This is a genomic window from Eisenbergiella massiliensis, from assembly GCF_003435485.1.
This window is the reverse complement of the sequence record NZ_QVLV01000007.1, coordinates 82,407-101,270: the sequence shown is the minus strand read 5'-3', so window position 1 is coordinate 101,270 and position 18,864 is coordinate 82,407. Positions and strand designations below refer to the sequence as shown.

The window sequence follows — 18,864 nt, the reverse complement described above, 5'->3', positions numbered from 1 at the left end:
GGGGCTAGTCCACATCCAGGGGGTTACAGTACTGTACCTCTGCGGGGATGGCGTATATTTTAATGCTGCCATCCTGCATTTTGCCGAACCAGATGGCGCCGGTACCGAGCATGACGCCGTCCTGGTTCCAGAAAAGATCCTCGGTTTCCGAGCCTTCCACATCATAGATGACCTGCAGGTTCAGGATGTCATTGTAGCTGGCAAGAAATTCCTCAGGAGATGAAATCAGGAGCTGTTCACCGTTTCTGACCAGGTTCAGCGGATAATTGATTTTTTGTGAAAGGGCTTTTCTGTTATCATTCAGAACGTCATTTTTTACAAGAAAGGCGAAGCTTTCGATTTCTCCCCTGGTCCAGCCGCCGCTGCCAAAATTACAGTAAACCGGCTCTTCCAGGATAGCGAGGATATTTTCAATGGTATATTCTTCGGGACGGGAGGCATCCAGGCTGTTGCCGATGGAAACGGACAGACCCTCTGCGAACAGGAATTCACTGCCCTGATTCAGGTAAATGCGCGTCATGCTGAAGGGCACCGCACCACCCTCTCCGGCGCCGGTAATGTATTGCTCGCTTGTGATGACATCCTTTTGCCCGTCGCCGTTCACATCGCGGAAGGCGATGAAATTTACTTCGGAGGCAAACAGCCAGTAATCATAGGCGTCCGGGAAGGTGTATATGGTATTGCCGTCCGAGACAAGGGAATATTCCACACGGGTACGCCCGTTTTCCGTGATTTCGCGGGTGGTGAACTGTACATTTTCGTAACCGCCCAGGCTGACTCCGGAGAAGGTCTGGGACTCTATGACTTTTGCGTCTGCGCCGCCCTCCTGGCCTTCCAAAGAGGCTTCGGTGCCGTCGGAGGATGATGAGGCGGCCGGAGATGTTCCGGCGGAACTGTTATTATCGGAAGATGCACCGGTTCCGGAAGGGCTTTTGCCGTCTGCCGTATTTCCGGTATCTGCGGCAGCAGTATTGCCGGCAGCCGGATTTTCGGTCTGTCCCTGGGAAGCGGACGGGCTTTCCTGTACGCCCGAGGCATCATTTTTACCGTTTGCTGCGCATCCTGTGAGGACAGAGGCTGTCAGAATGCAAAGGGCCGCTGTGAGCAGGATGTTAGTCATTTGTTTTTTTATCATAAGGTGTTGTCTCCTTTCGTGGGCAGGAAGTATTCCTGAAAAAAATTTAACAGGAAAAGATGTTTATAGTTGAATATAGCATATACGGGAGGGATAGTCTACCCGCCCGTATTTTTTTGTTGGGGACGATTTGTGAAATGTGCCGGGGAAAACTGTGAACAAAAAATGTTTTATAATATAAAATGAATATGATGGGGCGTTTTATTGACTTTTTTTTAACAAGAATGTATAATTTATGGTAACAGTTCAGGCCGGCGGGAATATTGGTGCAAAGCAGGTGTTAAGCTGGCTTATAAGACTTTTTTTGCGCCAACATTTACATCGGATGGACTTCCGGTGCTTCTTGCATGGAAGAGCTATTCAAAAAGACGGCCGTCCGGAACAGTTAACATCTATTTATTATCAGCGCAACTGTTATGGTATTGGGGTTCAAAGAAAGGAAAGGTATTTTTATGAAAGGTTATGCAATGCTTAAAATCGGGGAATCCGGCTGGATCGAGAAGGAAAGACCGCAGTGCGGGCCCATGGATGCCATCTGTAAGCCGCTGGCTATAGCAATCTGTACGTCGGATGTACATACGCTCTGGGAAGGGGCGATCGGTGAAAGGCATAATATGATTCTCGGCCATGAGTGCTGTGCGCAGGTGGTTGAGGTCGGCTCTATGGTAAAGGATTTCAAGCCCGGCGACAGAGTGCTTGTACCGGCTATCACTCCGGACTGGAACTCCCTGGAAGCGCAGGCAGGCTATTCCATGCATTCGGGGGGAATGCTTGCGGGTTGGAAATTCTCCAATTTCAAGGATGGCGTATTTTCAGAATTCTTCCATGTAAATGATGCGGACGGGAACCTGGCGCTTCTGCCTTCCAATATCAGCCCTGTTGACGCCTGTATGCTTTCTGACATGGTTCCTACGGGCTTCCATGGCGTGGAACTGGCGGATGTACAGTTCGGTGATACGGTCCTTGTAATAGGAATCGGGCCGGTGGGCCTGATGTCGGTGGCCGGGGCGAATATGCGCGGCGCGTCCCGCATTATTGCGGTGGGCACCAGGCCAAACTGCGTGGAGGCGGCCAGAGGCTATGGCGCTTCTGATTTTATCAGCTATAAGGACGGGACCATTGAGGATCAGGTGCTGGCGCTGACGGACGGCAAGGGCGTGGATAAGGTAGTTGTAGCGGGCGGAGGCTGTGAAACCTTTGAATCCGCCGTGAAGTGCCTGAAGCCCGGCGGAAAAATCGGCAATGTTAATTATCTGGGCAGCGGCACCTATGTTAACATTCCCCGTGTGGAATGGGGCGTGGGCATGGGACATAAGCAGATTAACGGCGGCCTGATGCCCGGCGGACGTCTGCGTATGGAGAAGCTGGGCTCGCTGGTTTCCGCAGGCAAGCTGGATGTGCATCCTCTGGTTTCCCATGTATTTGAAGGCTGGGATCATGTGGAAGAGGCGCTGTTCTTAATGAGGGATAAGCCGAAGGATCTGATTAAGCCCGTAGTGAAGATTGAGGACTGATATCAGGGTATATTGAACTTCCTGAAGGATACGGGATGCCAATAGCATGCCTTGTCCGGCACGGCGGGAAATGTGTGCGTGCGGCCTGTTTGGACCGCACGCATTTTCAGGAAAGAGCTGCAGCATAGGGGATAATTTTATGAAGGTACTGGTAATATCGGGATTCCTGGGAGCGGGGAAAACCACGTTCATCAAGGCTCTGGCAGAAAAAACGGATAAGAGGTTCGTGGTCATGGAAAATGAATATGGTGAAGTGGGGATTGACGGCGGTTTTTTGGCATCGGGGACAGGACAGGCGGAAATGAAGGTGTGGGAGCTGACGGAAGGGTGTATCTGCTGCACGATGAAGGCAGATTTTGCTTCCTCCATTCTGACGATTTCCAATACGCTTGATCCGGAATACCTGGTAGTAGAGCCGACGGGGCTTGGGAAGCTGGGAAATATCCTTACCAATATCAGCCAGATCCAATATGAAAGAATAGTACTGATGCAGCCGGTAACGGTGCTGGATGTGTCCGCTTTTGACAGGGATAAGGAAAAGTACCCGGAAATCTGCAGGGACCAGATTGAAAACGCAGCCACGGTTATTTTTACCAAAACAGGGGCAATGGACGCGGAGGAGCTTTGCAGGATTGCGTCAGAAGTGAGGGCAATGAATCCTCAGGGGGAGATTGTGACGGATTCCTGCGAGAAGAAAGAGGCTTCCTGGTGGAATGGGCTTTTTGAGAGATATCTGACGAAGGAAGGGGAGGAGAACGCGAAGAAAAGGGAGAGGGAAACGCTGCAGCCGGATTTGGAGAATGCAGGCTTTACCTCCATACACCTGGAGTCCGGTAACCAGCTGGTTCTGTTTCTGCAGGGAGTGGTGTCAGGCGTGTTCGGCGATATCAGGCGGGCCAAGGGGTATCTTCCGGCAGGCAGCGCATGGCTCAGATTCGATGTGGTGGACAGGAATTACAGTATTACCGGCTATGAAGGCGGCGGGGATTCCCGTGCCGTATTTATCGGGAAAGGGCTTCACCGGAGAGAACTGGAGGAGGTGCTTTGCCCGGAAGAGAAGAATTTGATGGGAAAGGCTGAGAAAATGCGGGTTTCCGGGAAGTACAGATGAGGCCGCTGCTGGCAGGAAAATAAAATGTGGAAAAAATGAGAAAATGGTAAAAATTTTTCTTGCCAAGCAGGGAAACATTTGATATGATATATCACGGACGGGGCATTAGCGCAGCTGGGAGCGCGCCACGCTGGCAGCGTGGAGGTCACGGGTTCGAGCCCCGTATGCTCCATTGGAAAAAGTACCGTATTTGCGGTACTTTTTTTGATCGTGTTGCATTTTGTGTTACTTCGTTACAATTCGTATAAAAAAGGAAAATTATATTGACAGAGCAATTTGAGTGTGATAACATCAGTCTAATTTAAAACAAAAAGGCCTTGACGAGAAATAGTAAGTATTAGGGATTTCGCAGAGAGAAGATGGTTGGTGTAAATCTTCATTGATCTAATATTGAAGCAGTCTCAGAGCTGTGAACCGAACGGATAAATCTCAGTAGGCTTCAACGGAATTCCACCGTTATTCAGGAAACAATATCGGAGATATCCCGTATTGATAGAGTGCAGAGAAATCTGAAATTAGGTGGTAACACGGACAGGAGAGTTCGCCCTAAGCTGACAATATAAATGTCAGCTTAGGGCTTTTTTTGTTTTAAAAAACAAATTAAACGGAGGTATTAAGCATGGTAAAAATGACACCGGATGAGTTAAGGAAATCATATATTGATTTCATGAAAAGAAAAGGGGCCAGTCAAGTACCTTCCGCTGGCTTGCTGCCGGAAAATGATCCCTCAACATTGTTTACCGGAAGTGGGATGCAGCCTATGGTTCCATATTTGTTGGGGGAAAAACACCCAATAGGCAATGAAATAACAAATATTCAGAAATGCTTAAGAACAGTGGATATTGATGAAGTTGGAGATACCTCGCATTTAACTTTTTTTGAAATGCTGGGCCGATGGGAATTTAAAGCAAATGAAAATAACTATAAGAATAAGCAAATTGATGCCATTTGGAATTGGCAGATTAACGAATTGGGAATTGACCCCGGCAGGTTATATATCAGTGTGTTTAAGGGAAGTGATGATTGGAATATACAGAAAGATACAGAAACAATTCAAATCTGGTCAGAGAAATTCAAATCGGTAGGTATAGAGCCTGTCGTTGAGGATAATCCATATAAATATGGGTTATCCAGAGGAGGAAAAATATTTTTATATGATGAAAAAGAAAACTGGTGGAGCAGAGCTGGAAGTCCTTTAGACATGCCTGTTGGTGAACCAGGCGGGCCAGATAGTGAAATGTTCTATGATTTTGAACCAGATGGTAATTCACTGGATCATCCTGCTTCTGACAGCGAAAGGTTTTTAGAGATTGGGAACAATGTGTTTATGTGTTATAAAAAAGAGGGCGCCGGGTTTGTAAAAATGCAGAATCCCAATATTGATTATGGAGGCGGATTAGAAAGGGTCGCAGCAGCTCTTAATGATGATAGGGATGTTTTTAATACGGCATTCTTTTTTAATGCTAAGAAAAAACTGATGGAGTTAAGCGGAAAAGATTATGCTGACGATTTTAAGTCATTTCGGATCATACTGGATCATGTGAGAGCAGCAGTTTTTCTAATCAATGACGGTGCGGAGCCGGCAAATAGTGACGCAGGGTATATAACAAGAAGGTTATTAAGGAGGGCGATTCGTGCAGGTAAAAAAATCGGTATACAAGGAAGTTTTATGGGTGAGTTGTCTGAAGTTTATATAGATGAAGCAACAGCTTATGAAGACTTGCACAGTAATAAAAAGAAAGTTATTGAGATAATAAACAAGGAAGAAAACCTTTTCTATAAAACATTGCAGCAAGGAGAACTTGAAATACAAAAGCATCTTAAAAATAAGGGCAAAGTTACAGGGGCAGATGCATTTTATTTTTATGAAACATATGGTTTCCCTCTGGAATTAACGGAGGAATTCCTGACTGAAAATGGCTGTAGCATAGAGAACAGGGCTTCTTTTGCAGAGGCGGAAAAAAGACATGCAGAAAAGAGCAGAACAGCTTCCGCAGGTAAATTTAAAGGTGGATTAGCTGACCAATCAACGGAAACAACAGCATTACATTCTGCTGCTCATTTATTACTTGCTGGATTAAGGGAAGTTTTGGGTGATCATGTTCATCAAAGAGGAAGTAATATTACTTCAGAACGGTTGAGGTTTGACTTTAACCATGATGAAAAACTTACACCGGAGCAGATTGCAAAGGTGGAAAAATATGTGAACGAAGCAATTTCATCAAAAGCGGTTATCTATATTTCTGAGATGCCTAAAAATGAAGCAAAAGAGAGTGGCGTTGAAGGTAACTTTTGGGATAAATACCCTGATATAGTCAAAGTGTATACAATGAAAGACGACAAGGGGAAAATTTGGAGCAGAGAAGTATGTGGAGGACCTCATGTAAGCGATACTGCAAACTTGGGAAGGTTCAGTATTCAAAAAGAACAGTCTTCTTCTGCCGGAGTAAGAAGGATTAAAGGCGTCCTTAGCAAATAACGCAAACCTGATACCACAGATTTTGACGGGGACAAATACTTTTTCAACATCAGGGGAACTGGCGGTGCCTGTGCTGAAATGCAAAACGCAGGAGAGGTAATCTCCGGCATAAACAACTCCTGCCCCTCAAGATGGAGAGGCAGGAGAGCTGCGGCGCCGGAAAGCGGCATTTATGACATTTTATGCCATCAACAGAACGGCAAAGCCATTTTTTTCAAGCATATGGGAAACCGAGCCCTTCAGAAGAAGAAGCTGACCGCCGTTCATGAAGCGTTCGGCATCTGCGGGAGCTTCTCCCATGTGGATGATTACGCGTACCGTATGCGCGCCGTATCTTTCAAATACTACCAGTCTGTCGTCATGGCCGCCATAAACGGCTCTCCATTCATCCGCCGGGGCAATCCAGTCCCTGCGGATACGCAGGACTGTTTTTACAAAGTCTTCCGAATCGGCGTGGTTTTCGTCCCAGGGCATCCCCTGTCTGTACTCTGTTTCCCGGATGCCGGTCACCTTTTTTTCATCTCCGTAAAAAACACTTGGCACTCCGGGAGCCATACAAAGGTACAGGAAAGCCGCCTGCCACCGGTCATAATCGCCACCGCACAATCCCAGGAAACGCGCCACATCATGGCTGTCCAGCAGGTTCAGCTGTGCCGCCGTCACCTGGAAGGGATAACGCAGCTGCATGTCGGCCATCCTCCAGAGGAAATCATCCGCCCCTGTTTTTTCCAAGGCAAAAAAATCTCTGCAGTGCTTTCGGAAATCATAGTTCATGACGGAATCAAACATGTCGCCCTTCAACCAATCCGCCGCGTTTTCCCAGACCTCTCCAATCAGCACCGCCTCCGGATTTGCTTTCCGCACAGCAGAACGGAAGCTGCGCCAGAAATCTTTATCCACCTCATTTGCCACGTCCAGACGCCAGCCGTCCACATGGAATTTCTCGATCCAATAGCGGCCCACTTCGGCAAAATATTCCTGCACTCCGGGATGGGCCGTATTCAGCTTCGGCATTTTAGGCTCATAGGCGAAGCAGGCATAACCGGGCGCTTCTCCCTCCTGAGGCCTTTTTACAGGAAAGCAGAGATCGTAAAACCAGTCTGCATAAGCGGAAGTGTTCCCATACTTCACCACATCGTCAAACGGGGGGAAATACCAGCTGCAATGGTTGAATACCCCATCAATGATGATGCGCATACCTCTGTTATGGACGGCTTCCGTCAATTCCAGGAAATCCTCATCCGTGCCCATGCAGGGATCCACGTGGAAATAGTCCACAATATCATATTTGTGATATTCCCCGGCCTGAAAAACCGGATTCAGGTACAGGCAGGTAAATCCCAGCTCCTGAATGTAATCAAGATTTTCCATAATGCCCTTAATGGTACCCCCCAGACGGCTTTTACTCACCGTGCCGTGAGGCGCCTTCAGCTCTTTTCCCATGCCGCAGAGCCGGGCCTTCCCGTCTGCAAAGCTGTCCGGGAAAATATTGTAGACAACGGCATTCAGAAACCATTCCGGCGCCCTGACGATTTCCGAACGCAGGATATAAGGATACTGGTAGTATTCACTCCGCCCCTCAACAACAAAGCCATCCTCCATCACCAGATCCGGCATATCCTCATGGAATTCATCCGCATAATACCAGACATATTCCCCTCCCTTTTCCAGCCTGAAAAAATAACAGATCCTGCGGGGACACGGTTGGATAGTCCCCTCATAAAAATCAAACAGCTCATCGCTGTAACGCCGCTGCATGGGGATGGACGCAAAGCTTACCGGTGAATCCGGACAGGCCCTGTCCCCATAAAAAAGCGTACACAAATCCAGATCCCCCTTCGCGGCCCGCAGACGGATGGTAAACGTATCCTCCGACCGGGCGAAAGCGTACTGGGACGCCGGTATGTGCGCAACCGCACTCCTATTCATTTCAAATCCTCCTAGTTTTGCGGAGCAAAATGCGAGCCCTCTGGCGAGCAGAGGATTTTCCTCCTAGTTTTGCGGAGCAAAATGCGAGCCCTCTGGCGAGCAGAGGATTTTCCTCCTGGTTTTTAACCTTTTACACCGCCTGCGGTCAGCCCTGACACCATATACTTCTGGATACAGAAGAAAATAATAAGGATAGGCACCGATACTAAAATGGCGGCCGCTGAAAACAGGGGCCAGCTGCGGCTGTAATCGTTTGCCTGAAGCTGATACAGGCCGCCGGCCAGCGTATAGCTTTCTTCCCGGAGCATAAAGGTAGTGGCAAAAAGGTATTCATTCCAGACAAATATCAATACCATGACGGCAGTTACAATAATGGCGGGACGTGCCAGCGGCAGGATGATTTTCGCTATCAGCGTCAGATTGCCTGCCCCGTCAATTTTGGATGCTTCTTCGATCTCAACGGGAATGGAATCGAAATAGCCCTTCATGTTCCAGATGGAAAAAATACACATGCTCCCGGAATAAATAAAAATCAGCCCTGCATGGGAATTCAGGAGATTCAGCAGCTTAAACAGTCTGAAGATAGCGAACATGGACAAAATCTGGGGAAAGGCGTTCAGCAGAAGAAGCAGCTGCATGACAGCCGTCCGGCCGGGGAAACGAAACCTGGAAAAAGCGTAGGAAGCCGTGACGCTCGTTCCCATGGCAAGCACCATTGTACCCGTGCTTAGGAGGACGGAATTGAAAAGCCATTTCAGGAAGGGCTTTTCCACAAGGATGCTGCGGTAATTATCCAGCGTGAATTTTTCCGGCAGGAGAGAAAGGCCGGTGGTAAGCGCCCCGCTTCCGCTGCTGACAGAAAGCAGGAAAGCATACAGTATCGGAATCAGTCCGGCCAGACATATGCTGATGAAAAACAGATTTAAAAAAGCCAGGCCAATCGTTCTTTTTACAGAGCGTTTCATACCGTTTCCTCCTTCTGTGCCCTGTTTGTCCAGAAGGAAAACAGGATAATAATTACAAAAATGATCATGGATACAGCAGAGGATAATCCATAATTATTGGAGACAAATGCATTCTGATGGGCATAGGTAATGATGGTTGACACGGTAGCCCCGGTTACTGAGCCCTTCTGCATGGTAAGAAGGTAGATAATATCAAACTGCTTAAAGGTGATAAAGGTGGTCATGATCACCGCCGGGGCCATGATTTTTTTCAGGGAAGGGATGGTAATATACCGGTTCTTCTGCCACAGATTGGCTCCATCCAGCACCGCACTCTCGTACATGCTCTGGTCGATGCTCTGCAAAGCCCCGTCCATCATCAGGATCATATAAGGAAGTGACATCCAGAGATTTAAAACCATGCAGGATATAAAGGCGGGTACATTTCTGGACAGGAAATCCACTTTTTCCATCCCGAATGCCACAAGAAGCTTATTAAGCAGCCCGAACTCCGTATTGAACATTCCCACGCGCCACACCAGAATGGAGACATAAGCCGGCATCGCCCAGGGAAAAATAAGCAGGGTTTTGTACAGGCGCTTCGCCTTCAGCCCCTGTGTATTGAGGGCCACGGCAAGCACGTAGGCGATAGCCGTGTCCAGCACCATATTGACAGCCGTCCATAGTATGGTGGTGCCCAGGGCCGACAGGAAGCCTGAATCCACTTTAAGAAGCGCCCTCTTATAATTATCCGCACCGACCAGGGAATAGTCCGTCCAATGATAAAGATTCATATTGGTCAGAGAAATATAGCCGGTATAAAGGATTGGGAAGAGTACAATCATGGCAATCAATATCATGGCAGGGAGGCTGTAGCCCCAGGGACGGAGCTGCCTTCGGACCGGATGCTTCCGCTTCACCGGAATATCCGGCTTCCGGGGAGCGCTGTGCTTTACGTTCATCATTTTATTGTATTCCCTTCTGAATTGCCCCGGCCGGGTTTCACCGGCCGGGCTGTACAGGAAGCGCCGCATGCATTTTTTTGTCTGTCTGCAGCGATCCAGGCATAACCGGACTGCAAAAAATTATTTCATATCCTGTATGGCGGTCAAGGCTTCCTTTTGATATTTTTCAGCTGCTGTGTCCACATCCTCTCCGGATTTGTTGACTGCAGCAAGCAGGGATTCTGCCGGCCCCCACATAACGCTCATTTCAGGAATGTTGGGCATGGGGATAGCTTTTTCTGCGCTTTGCTTCATGGCAAGGATCATTTCATTGGATGCAACCTCCTTGTCGTCATAGGCCTTGCTGTTGGCAGGGGCGCAGTTGAATCCCTTGGCCAGCGTGATTCCTGCTTCCTCCCCGGCGAGTACCTCCAGCACCTTTGTCACTGCTTCCTTTTTTGCTTCGGCAGCATATTTTAATACGCCGATACACTGAACACCGGAATACGGAATGAGGGAATTGCCGTTGGGAAGCGTAAAATCTGTCAGGGCTTTGACGCCCAAATCAATGCCGGCTTCCTTAATTCCGGATACCAGCCAGGGGCCGCCTATAATTGCCGCCGCTTTCCCTTCATTAAACAGGGCGGTTACCGTATTATAATCCCCGTCGGCCTGCAGCCTGGAAAACTTTTCATTGTATAGGATGGCGTCCTTTGTCGCCTGCGCATCCAGCCCCGGATTTCCATCCTTATCGATGACATAGCCTCCGAACCCGTTGATAAAGGGGGCCACATTATAAGTGTTGGAATGCTGGTTCACCAGCGCATAGGTTCCGGCTGCGGTATCCGTGTGAGCCGTCATATAGTCGTAAAGCTCCTCTGTGGTGGAAGGAATCTCGCCTTCCCACAGCGCCTTATTATACATAAACAGCACGGTTTCATAATAAACCGGCATAAGATACTGTTCTCCCTTGTAGGTTGCGGCTTCAATTGTCATGGGCAGCAGATCAGCTTCCTTTTGGGCGCTTATCAGGTTCCCCACCGGCTCCAGAATACCCATTTCCGCGAAGCTGCCCAGCGAATCATGGGCAAACAGGTACATATCGGGGCCATTTTCAGCATCCGTGCCGTACAGCTTGATCTGTCCGGTCACATCGCTTTTCTTTTCAAATTTCAGGGTGATATTTTCCCCCGCCAGCGCTTCATTCACCACATCCGCCAGCGCATTCATCATCGCTTCATCATTATCATGCCATGCGGTGAGTGTAACCGCCTCACCCGGCTCCTGCTGTACCGGAGCCTCCTGTTGTACCGGAGCTTCCGGCTGGGAGGAGGCCTCCGTCTGTACGGCTTCTTTTTCCTCCGGCGCTGTATTTTCCGTGCCGGTCTGCGCTTTCTGTCCGCAGCCTGCCAGTACTCCTGCCGCCATGATACCGGTCAGAAGATAACACAATATCTTTTTCATTTCACGTCCTCCATTTCTGCGAAACCGCTTTCCTGATTAACAATGTCCTTTACTTGCCCAAAACAACTTTTATTTCTCAAATAAGGATGCGCACCATTTATTTAAGTCATTTATAGCATTTATCAGCTCCCTTTTCTATCGGTTTTTGCAAAATACGTTGACTTTGTTAGGAAACCGCTATACTATAATTTTAAACTTATCACTTTTTCACAAGGAGGTTCCCATGGCCGTAACAATAAGCGATGTGGCAAAGGAGGCCGGTGTTTCCACCTCCACCGTTTCCAAGGTACTCAACAACTGGAGCTCGATTTCCCCCGCAACCTGTGAACGGGTTCACGAAGCCATAAAAAAGCTGCATTATACGCCCAATGCCAGGGCTGTCAGCTTTGCAAAGGGCGCGTCCCATAATATTCTCTTTTTATCCAGCCTGAAAAAAGAGGAGGCCTACCGCAACCCACATATGTTTGACATTCTCTGCGGCGTCCGACGAACTCTGGCGGAGCATGGATATACGCTGATGCTGACGGACTTCCCGGATACGGCCGAACCGCAGGAATATCTCACCGGGCTTATCGGGAAAGGGCTGGCAGACGGTATTCTCATCCATGGTTCCTGTTCCTTCCCGCAGCTCTCCAGGCTGCTTACGGAAAGCCGGTTTCCCCATATCCATATCGGCCATCCCGGCCCCGGAAGCCGTATGTGCTGGATCGACACAAACAACGGCCTGGCAGGGCAGTTTGCCGCGCAGCATATGCTGGAATGCGGCTATGAAAAAGTCGCATTCATCGGTGAACGGCGCACGGATCATATATCCACCCAGCGGCTGAACGGTTTTCTGGGCGGTATGTATGACTATGGCTACAGGGTGCCTGACGAATACATCCGCTACACAGATTCCACCAGAGAGGATGCCTGCCGGCAGACACATGAGGTCCTTTCCCTGCCCGTACCTCCCCGGGCCTTCATCTGTGAAAATAATACGCTGGCGCTCGGCGTCGTCAAGGCTCTCCATGAAAGACAGCTGCAGATTCCCGATGAAGCCGCCTTCCTGACTTTCGACAGCTATCCCTATTCCTCCATTATTGATCCGACGCCCACTGTCATTGACATTGATGTTTATGATTTGGGCGTCCAGGCAGCACAAATGCTGCTGCGCAAGCTGGAAAACCCTACTTTGCTGGTACAGGCCTATACCACGCTGCCGGTGCTCAGGCAGGGGTTGTCTACCGTACTGGCTTTTTAGTGAAGTTTTTCCATGGGCACGATATAAAAAAGATTCGCGGATATAACTGCCCGCGAATCTTTTTCTATTATACTTATATAAGGAATGCTCTGCATTGATGGGTACAGCGTCAGCCGTCCAGCCTGCGTACCATTGCAACATAAGAGTCGAGAACCATAACGCTTTCTACCTTCTTTTCAGAAGATAAATAAATAGTGACCGTAACGCCGTCCTGGAATTCCATTTTGGGATCAAAGGTATCGGTTAATTCATATTTCCCGTTGTTATTTTTATAATAGGCGTTGCCGTCTTTATCGTTGTAGACGGTAAAATCATATTTATCATAATTGGTATCACCCAATGATAATCCGTTTAACAGGGAAACAGTGGAATCACCGTTAAAAGAGATGTAGGATAACAAGCCATCTGTGTAGCCAAGGGTGATATAGCCATAATCATAGGTATTATTTACCAGTTTGTATTCCTCGTCCCCCATGATTTTCTCCACATCGGCGCGGCTCATGTACAGCTTAAGCTTATCTCCCGAGGGAAGCTTTACCCCGAACATTTTTTCTGCGGAGCTGCCTGAACAGGCGCCAAGGAGCACTCCCAGCAACAGTGCGGTAACCAGGCACAGCATTTTCTTTTTCATAATTTAACCCTCCATAGTTTATGAATTTATGTATCTACAGTATATCATACCATTGTTTAAGGAGAAAGCCAACCACAGTTTTACCATACATTTGTGGCAGGATTTCCCGTACTGTGACCAGGGGAGGCAGGACTGCGGGATTTTAACTCAGCGGGAGGTCTTAGCGGGAGAGCCTGTTAGAGGAACCATCCTTTACATTTAACCTTATTTCTTGAAATACATATGGAAAGCAGGTAAAATGAGTGCAATACAGGGGCGTAAATACAGTAATCGGATGCAGGCGGAGACTGCAAAACATGGACAGGAGGCAGATATGGCCCACAGGATTTATTATATTGAGGATGATGCGGGAATCGCGGAGGGAGTGGCTTTTTTCCTGCGAAGAAAGGGCTTTGAGGTGATAACGGCCGCTACGGTTGCGGAGGGGAAGCAGCTGCTGGGCAAGGGGCTGCCCTCCGTGGTGCTGGTGGACTGGAATCTGCCGGATGGCAGCGGAGAGGGGCTGTGCAGGTGGATAAGGGAAAAGTGGCCCATGCTGCCGGTGATTTTTCTGACGGTCAGGGGCGATACCAGGGACATTGTGAACGGTTTTCAGAAAGGGGCGGATGATTATCTGGTCAAGCCTTTTGAACTGGAGGTGCTGTATTCCAGAATCTGTGCGCTTCTGAGGCGGGCCGGGCAGGCCGGGGGAAGCTATTTGGTGTGCGGTCCGGTTTCCATGGATAAAAATCAGATGAAGGTGTTTCTTAATAAGGAAGAAATCAGCCTGGGATCACTGGAATACCAGCTTCTTGCAGCGCTGTTGGAGCATAAAAACCATACGCTTACCAGGCAGAAGCTTCTGGAGCTTTTGTGGGATGCAAACGGAAATTTTGTAAATGACAATACCCTGACCGTTGCCATGAAAAGGCTGCGTGAGAAGCTGTCGAATCCGGCCTGTATCAAAACGGTGCGCGGTTTCGGATACCGTATGGAGGATGTGGAGGAATGAATAAGAAACAGTCGGTTATGGCGGCAGGTATTCTGGCGGTTTTGTGCTGCCTGTTTTGCAGCATGTGTGTGGGAGTGCTCCTGGCCCGGTATTTTGCGGCGAGCCAGAAGCGTATCCTTACGGAAGTCACGGCCGGCCTGGTGGAAGCATATCCGCAGGAGGAAAAGGAAATCATGCTTCTGGTAAAGAAGGGGCTGCAGCCGGTTGCACGGGAGGCGGAAAAAACGGCGGACTATCTGTCGGCATATGGATACCGGCTGTCGGATTTTGCTTCCGGTTATCTGAAGCGTTCCATAGGGACGGCCTTTGCGGGCACGGCGGTGGTTCTGCTCCTGCTGGCAGGGCTGTATGGGCATGTGCAAAAGAAGAGGCAAAAAAGGGTCGGGGAGCTGACCGGATATCTGGAAAAAATAAACCGGGAGGGGACAGCCTCCATACTGCCTGACGCAGAGGATATGCTGGCCCCGCTGCAGGATGAGATATACAAAACGGTGACCGCCCTGCGTTTGGCCAGGGAAGCGGCGGTGCAGGAGCGGAAGAATTTTGCGGATAATCTGGCGAATATAGCGCACCAGCTGAAAACGCCGGTAGCTTCCCTTTCCATTGTGGCGCAGCTGATGGAAACGGACGGACAGGGGGGAGAGCGGGCGGTTTCGCTGAGAAAACAGACGGCGCGGCTGGAACGGCTGATTGAAGCGCTGCTGACCCTGTCCAGAATTGATGCGGGCGTGCTGCAGCTGGAAAAAAAGGAAGTGGATATTTTTACCCTGCTGGAGCTTTCGGCGGAGGGCGTGGATGAGATAATCCGCGCACGGAAAATCCGGGTGGATATCCCCAACCATCCCGATATTACGTTTCAGGGGGATATGGAATGGAGCATGGAGGCTTTTTCCAATCTGATAAAAAACTGCGCGGAGCATACGCCTGAGGGCGGCCGGATCATAATGGATTATACCTGTAATCCGTTATATACCCAGATTATAATCCAGGATACGGGGGCGGGTTTTGCTCCGGAGGAGCTTCCGCATGTGTTTGAACGGTTTTACCGGGGAAAGGATGCGGGAGAAAACGGGATCGGCATCGGCCTGTCCCTGGCGAAATCCCTGATTGAGATGCAGAATGGTTTCCTTACGGCGCAGAACCTGCCGGAGGGAGGAGCCTGCTTTACGGTCCGGTTTTACCATCACTGAGGGGGGACGGCAGACAGTGGAAGGGAAATCGGACAGCGGCGTGGAAAGCGGGCGCGTTGCTTTTGAAGGGAAGCGGCTTGTGAGGACAGGAAAGAGGCTGAAACAGGGCAGGGAAGCGGCTGAAACAGAGCCGGCAGCCTGCAGATTATGTCTGCGGCTGCCGGTTTTTTTATTTCAAGAGAAAGCTTTGCGGTTTATTGTTGGGGAGAAAGCGGAGGCCTCTACTGATTTTTTGTAAAGCGCCGGGGAGACAGTTATTTTGCTGCCGTCTGAGCATATTCCGTATTTACCAGGTCGGTATAGGGAACCCTCTGGGAAAGCTCGCCGGATTCCTCCAGGATATTCTGCAGCAGGGTGAAGGCGTCCTCATCAAAAACCAGATTGTCCTTCCAGGTATCCTGATCATAATATCTGGTGACGATGGTGGTGATGGTTTCCTTGTCGGTTTCTTCAAACTGCGGCTGGATGGCTGCTGCAATTTCTTCAGGAGTGTGGCTCTTTACATAATCCATACCCTTCTGGAGGGCGTTGGTGAAGGACTGGATTACGTCGGGATGCGCCTCAATATAGCCCTTTTTCGCGGAAAAAGCGGTGTAAGGGACATATCCGGAATCCTCGCCCAGAGATGCTACCACGTAACCGTCGCCTTTGGCTTCCAGGGCGGTGGCATGTGGTTCAAATTCTACGGTAAAATCACCCTGCCCGCCGGAAAATGCGGCTGCGGTGGAACCGAAATCAATGCTCTGGTCAATTGTCAGGTCTGCCTGCGGATCGATGCCGTTCTTTTTCAGGATGTATTCGAAGACCATTTCCGGCATTCCTCCGGCCCTGCCGCCGAGAATGGTGGTGTTTTTCACCATATCCCAGGAGAAGTTGTCAATCGGCTCCCTGGCTACCAGGAAGTTGCCCGCGCGCTGGGTCAGCTGTGCGAAGTTTACCACATAGTCCTCCGTGCCGCCCAGATAAGTATAAATGGAGGCTTCAGAGCCCATAAAGCCGATGTCGGCTTCGTCTGTAAGTACGGCGGTCATGGTTTTATCGGCTCCAAAGCCGGTAACCAGCGTGAGGTCGATGCCCTCCTGGGCAAAATAGCCTTCTTCGATGGCCACGTACATCGGCGCATAAAAAATGGAATGGGCTACCTCATTCAGCGTAACCTCCGTCATTGCTTTATCCGGCGTATCCTTGGCGGTTTCCTGCTTCTTACCACAGCCTGCAAAGGTAAAGACAGCCATGGCAAGAACCAAAGTAAATGCGAGAATTCTTTTTTTCATAAATTCCTCCATAGGTTTGATGGTATATTGTATGAAAAAAAGCGCGGAAGGTGCTTCTTTTTTGGCTGGTATGGCTGTACAGCCGCTTTTTTGGAGGAAAGCGCCGGCTTGACAGCTAAGGAGGGATTGGGGATAATGATAGAAAAGAGCGGAAAAAAGTCACTTGTGGATTGGGGCAAAAAGCTGCGGGAGGACTGGGCGGTTACGGAAAAAGGAAGCTGGGCGGGAAAATGGCAGGATTTGCAGATTGGCGGAAAAAAGCGGGCGGGATGTGTGAAAAAGCCATGCAGGCCGTCGCAACAGTGTATCTTCTGGTTGCGGCCTGTATGGTGCCGCTGTATATGCATGACGGATATTATGGGCTTGGGACGGCAAAATTCCAGCTTTACCGGAATGTGGGCTTCATGGCGCTGCCCTTGATGGTGATTTTTGCTGCAGCAAAAGCGGCGGGCGGCTGTAAAGGGGGACGCCGGAGGCTCTGGGGCAGGGAAAAAGGCGGGAATGGGACGCTGCCGGGCATTTGGATTAAGGAGAAGGCCGGAACCTGGCTGCCAGAGCTTTTTCTTCTGGCTTATGGCGCTGCGGTGATACTTTCTTTTTGTCTTTCTTCCTATAAAAAAGAGGGATTGTTTGGGGCGGAGGGCTGGTATATGGGGCTTTTTTCCCAGATGAGCTTTCTGGCGCTTTATTTTTATTATGCGTATGTCTGGAAGGCGGAAAAAGAAGCGGTTGGGGTGATTCTGGGAGTTTCCGGCGGGATTTGCCTGTTGGCGGTGCTGAACCGGTTCGGCTTTTGGCCGGTGGATTTCCGGGGAAGGTCGGATACGACGCTTTCCACTATTGGGAATGTGAACTGGCTGTGCGGGTATCTGTCGGTGTTGCTGCCTGTGGGGACCGCGGTGTTCTGGGGAAGCCGCAGGGAAACGCAGAACGGCGGGAAATGCAGGGAAGGGCGGAAAGGCAGAAAATGGCTGCAGGCGGGAGCGGGTGTTTTTACGGCGGCGGCTTTTCTGTGTACGGCTGTGCAGGGGAGTGACAGCGGTTTTCTGATCATAGGGACGGCGCTGTGGGTGCTGTTCCTGATTTCCTGCAGGGACGGAGCGGAAATGTCCGCATTCCAGGATGTGTTTCTGACAGCTTCGGGCGCTGTTTTCGTGGGGCTGCTGGGACTGCGGGTGTTTCGGGGAACTGTGGAAGCGGGCAGCTGGATAACGGGGATCGTTTTGTATGGCGCGGGGGCGGTTACGGCGGCTGCGTTTGCGGGGCGGCTCTGGTGGAAGAAATGCGGCGGGACGGAGCGCGCTGGGGAGTGCTCTGGAATGAAAAAAGGCGGGACGGAACGCATCGGAGCAAAAAAAGACAGGAAAGGGAACGACAAGTCTGCAGATGCCGTACAGCAGGGGAGGCGGCTTTCCCTTATGCGGAAAATGGGCGTGCTGCTGCCGGCGGCAGCAGCGGTGATCTGTGCGGGACTTCTGGCGGCCGGTACGCTGGGAGGGGAAGGAATGAAGGAAAGCCTGCCGTCCATTTTTATTTTCAATGAGGAATGGGGGAACGGACGGGGCGGTATCTGGAAGGAGTGCCTGGAAATATGGCGGGAACAGGACATTGCCAGGAAGATGTTCGGCGTGGGGCCGGACTGCCTGAAGGCCTTCCTTTATGCGGAGCAGGGGGGCAGGCCGCTTCTGACGCAGATTTATGCGGATGCGGTCCTGACCAACTGCCATAACGAGTGGATGACCTTGCTGATGGACACCGGGCTGCTGGGACTCATTGCCTATGCGGGCTTCCTGGTCAGCGCTGCGGTGCGTTTCCTGCGTAAGGGCGGAACTGCAGGGGCGGCGGGAGCGTTGGCAATCATTACCTACACGGTTCATAATATGGTTAGTTTTCAGCAGATTACGAGCACACCCCTCCTTTTTCTTGCGATAGGACTGGCATGGAACAGTGGTTGTATAAAGCGTGAGAATAGGGTAAAATGAGGATAAAGGGTAAAAGGCCTTCAATAGTGAGGA

At 50.0% G+C, this 18,864-nt stretch carries 15 protein-coding genes, 1 tRNA gene and 1 other annotated feature; of the genes, 9 read left to right on the top strand and 7 right to left on the bottom strand.

The genetic code is table 11. The features are described 5' to 3' along the window. Nucleotides 1-4: 4 nt before the first annotated feature. A complete protein-coding gene (locus DXC51_RS11890; RefSeq protein WP_117544654.1) occupies nt 5-1,135 on the bottom strand; it encodes a hypothetical protein in 1,131 nt (376 codons plus the stop codon). A gap of 452 nt (nt 1,136-1,587) precedes the next feature. Between DXC51_RS11890 and DXC51_RS11885 the strand changes: the two genes are divergently transcribed. The 4 genes from DXC51_RS11885 to DXC51_RS11870 all read left to right on the top strand — a co-directional run bounded on the left by DXC51_RS11885 (nt 1,588) and on the right by DXC51_RS11870 (nt 6,239). After that, nucleotides 1,588-2,649: an NAD(P)-dependent alcohol dehydrogenase gene (locus tag DXC51_RS11885; RefSeq protein ID WP_025491418.1), complete on the top strand. Its 1,062-nt coding sequence runs from the start codon at nt 1,588-1,590 to the stop codon at nt 2,647-2,649. A 139-nt stretch (nt 2,650-2,788) separates the two neighbouring features. Further along, the gene (locus DXC51_RS11880) at nt 2,789-3,760 is read left to right on the top strand and encodes a CobW family GTP-binding protein (RefSeq protein WP_181970096.1); all 972 of its coding nucleotides are present in this window, start codon (nt 2,789-2,791) and stop codon (nt 3,758-3,760) included. Between the two features lie 99 nt (nt 3,761-3,859). Then, a tRNA-Ala gene (locus DXC51_RS11875) sits at nt 3,860-3,932 on the top strand. 136 nt (nt 3,933-4,068) lie between these two features. Beyond that, nucleotides 4,069-4,312, top strand: a binding site (T-box leader). Nucleotides 4,313-4,379: 67 nt separating this feature from the next. After that, nucleotides 4,380-6,239: an alanine--tRNA ligase gene (locus DXC51_RS11870; RefSeq protein ID WP_117544652.1), complete on the top strand. Its 1,860-nt coding sequence runs from the start codon at nt 4,380-4,382 to the stop codon at nt 6,237-6,239. Nucleotides 6,240-6,419: 180 nt separating this feature from the next. On the opposite strand, the gene DXC51_RS11865 is transcribed toward DXC51_RS11870, so the two are convergent. From DXC51_RS11865 to DXC51_RS11850, 4 genes are all read right to left on the bottom strand, one after another. Next, nucleotides 6,420-8,168, bottom strand: coding sequence for a glycoside hydrolase family 13 protein (locus DXC51_RS11865; RefSeq protein WP_117544651.1), 1,749 nt, complete (start codon nt 8,166-8,168; stop codon nt 6,420-6,422). A gap of 122 nt (nt 8,169-8,290) precedes the next feature. Continuing rightward, on the bottom strand, nt 8,291-9,133 hold the full coding sequence (locus tag DXC51_RS11860; protein WP_102289543.1) for a sugar ABC transporter permease: 843 nt from the start codon (nt 9,131-9,133) through the stop codon (nt 8,291-8,293). Continuing rightward, entirely contained in the window at nt 9,130-10,077 is a 948-nt protein-coding gene (locus DXC51_RS11855) for a carbohydrate ABC transporter permease (protein ID WP_235930880.1), read from the bottom strand. The genes DXC51_RS11860 and DXC51_RS11855 overlap by 4 nt, the downstream gene beginning before the upstream one ends. Nucleotides 10,078-10,197: 120 nt before the next feature. Continuing rightward, on the bottom strand, nt 10,198-11,520 hold the full coding sequence (locus DXC51_RS11850) for an extracellular solute-binding protein (protein WP_117544650.1): 1,323 nt from the start codon (nt 11,518-11,520) through the stop codon (nt 10,198-10,200). A 223-nt stretch (nt 11,521-11,743) separates the two neighbouring features. Between DXC51_RS11850 and DXC51_RS11845 the strand changes: the two genes are divergently transcribed. Further along, nucleotides 11,744-12,763 (top strand): LacI family DNA-binding transcriptional regulator, encoded by a 1,020-nt coding sequence (locus tag DXC51_RS11845; protein WP_025491420.1) that lies wholly within the window; start codon nt 11,744-11,746, stop codon nt 12,761-12,763. Nucleotides 12,764-12,872: 109 nt separating this feature from the next. On the opposite strand, the gene DXC51_RS11840 is transcribed toward DXC51_RS11845, so the two are convergent. Next, a complete protein-coding gene (locus DXC51_RS11840) occupies nt 12,873-13,394 on the bottom strand; it encodes a hypothetical protein (protein WP_021639897.1) in 522 nt (173 codons plus the stop codon). Between the two features lie 313 nt (nt 13,395-13,707). Between DXC51_RS11840 and DXC51_RS11835 the strand changes: the two genes are divergently transcribed. From DXC51_RS11835 to DXC51_RS11825, 3 genes are read left to right on the top strand one after another with little or no spacing between them, the layout of a single operon-like run. Then, nucleotides 13,708-14,385, top strand: coding sequence for a response regulator transcription factor (locus DXC51_RS11835; protein WP_025491421.1), 678 nt, complete (start codon nt 13,708-13,710; stop codon nt 14,383-14,385). After that, nucleotides 14,382-15,575 carry a sensor histidine kinase gene (locus DXC51_RS11830; protein WP_025491422.1) on the top strand — a complete coding sequence of 398 codons (1,194 nt, stop codon included), beginning with the start codon at nt 14,382-14,384 and terminating at the stop codon, nt 15,573-15,575. Before DXC51_RS11835 ends, DXC51_RS11830 begins: the two co-directional genes overlap by 4 nt. 16 nt (nt 15,576-15,591) lie before the next feature. Next, complete coding sequence (locus tag DXC51_RS11825; protein ID WP_025491423.1) at nt 15,592-15,813, top strand: hypothetical protein; 222 nt, start codon at nt 15,592-15,594, stop codon at nt 15,811-15,813. 16 nt (nt 15,814-15,829) lie between these two features. Here the strand turns inward: DXC51_RS11825 and DXC51_RS11820 are convergent, their stop codons facing one another. Beyond that, nucleotides 15,830-16,849, bottom strand: coding sequence for an ABC transporter substrate-binding protein (locus DXC51_RS11820; RefSeq protein WP_117544649.1), 1,020 nt, complete (start codon nt 16,847-16,849; stop codon nt 15,830-15,832). Between the two features lie 230 nt (nt 16,850-17,079). Here DXC51_RS11820 and DXC51_RS11815 point away from each other — a divergent pair, with 230 nt between their 5' ends. Beyond that, nucleotides 17,080-18,831, top strand: coding sequence for an O-antigen ligase family protein (locus DXC51_RS11815; RefSeq protein ID WP_147332361.1), 1,752 nt, complete (start codon nt 17,080-17,082; stop codon nt 18,829-18,831). Nucleotides 18,832-18,864: the final 33 nt, after the last annotated feature.

Bases quoted from the DNA above. Each gene is read 5' to 3' on its own strand.
- DXC51_RS11845 (WP_025491420.1), top strand. From the start codon at position 11,744: ATGGCCGTAACAATAAGCGATGTGGCAAAGGAGGCCGGTGTTTCCACC.
- DXC51_RS11815 (WP_147332361.1), top strand. From the start codon at position 17,080: ATGGCAGGATTTGCAGATTGGCGGAAAAAAGCGGGCGGGATGTGTGAA.
- DXC51_RS11850 (WP_117544650.1), bottom strand. From the start codon at position 11,520: ATGAAAAAGATATTGTGTTATCTTCTGACCGGTATCATGGCGGCAGGA.
- DXC51_RS11835 (WP_025491421.1), top strand. From the start codon at position 13,708: ATGGCCCACAGGATTTATTATATTGAGGATGATGCGGGAATCGCGGAG.
- DXC51_RS11840 (WP_021639897.1), bottom strand. From the start codon at position 13,394: ATGAAAAAGAAAATGCTGTGCCTGGTTACCGCACTGTTGCTGGGAGTG.
- DXC51_RS11860 (WP_102289543.1), bottom strand. From the start codon at position 9,133: ATGAAACGCTCTGTAAAAAGAACGATTGGCCTGGCTTTTTTAAATCTG.
- DXC51_RS11865 (WP_117544651.1), bottom strand. From the start codon at position 8,168: ATGAATAGGAGTGCGGTTGCGCACATACCGGCGTCCCAGTACGCTTTC.
- DXC51_RS11870 (WP_117544652.1), top strand. From the start codon at position 4,380: ATGGTAAAAATGACACCGGATGAGTTAAGGAAATCATATATTGATTTC.
- DXC51_RS11855 (WP_235930880.1), bottom strand. From the start codon at position 10,077: ATGATGAACGTAAAGCACAGCGCTCCCCGGAAGCCGGATATTCCGGTG.
- DXC51_RS11820 (WP_117544649.1), bottom strand. From the start codon at position 16,849: ATGAAAAAAAGAATTCTCGCATTTACTTTGGTTCTTGCCATGGCTGTC.
- DXC51_RS11885 (WP_025491418.1), top strand. From the start codon at position 1,588: ATGAAAGGTTATGCAATGCTTAAAATCGGGGAATCCGGCTGGATCGAG.
- DXC51_RS11830 (WP_025491422.1), top strand. From the start codon at position 14,382: ATGAATAAGAAACAGTCGGTTATGGCGGCAGGTATTCTGGCGGTTTTG.
- DXC51_RS11890 (WP_117544654.1), bottom strand. From the start codon at position 1,135: ATGATAAAAAAACAAATGACTAACATCCTGCTCACAGCGGCCCTTTGC.
- DXC51_RS11880 (WP_181970096.1), top strand. From the start codon at position 2,789: ATGAAGGTACTGGTAATATCGGGATTCCTGGGAGCGGGGAAAACCACG.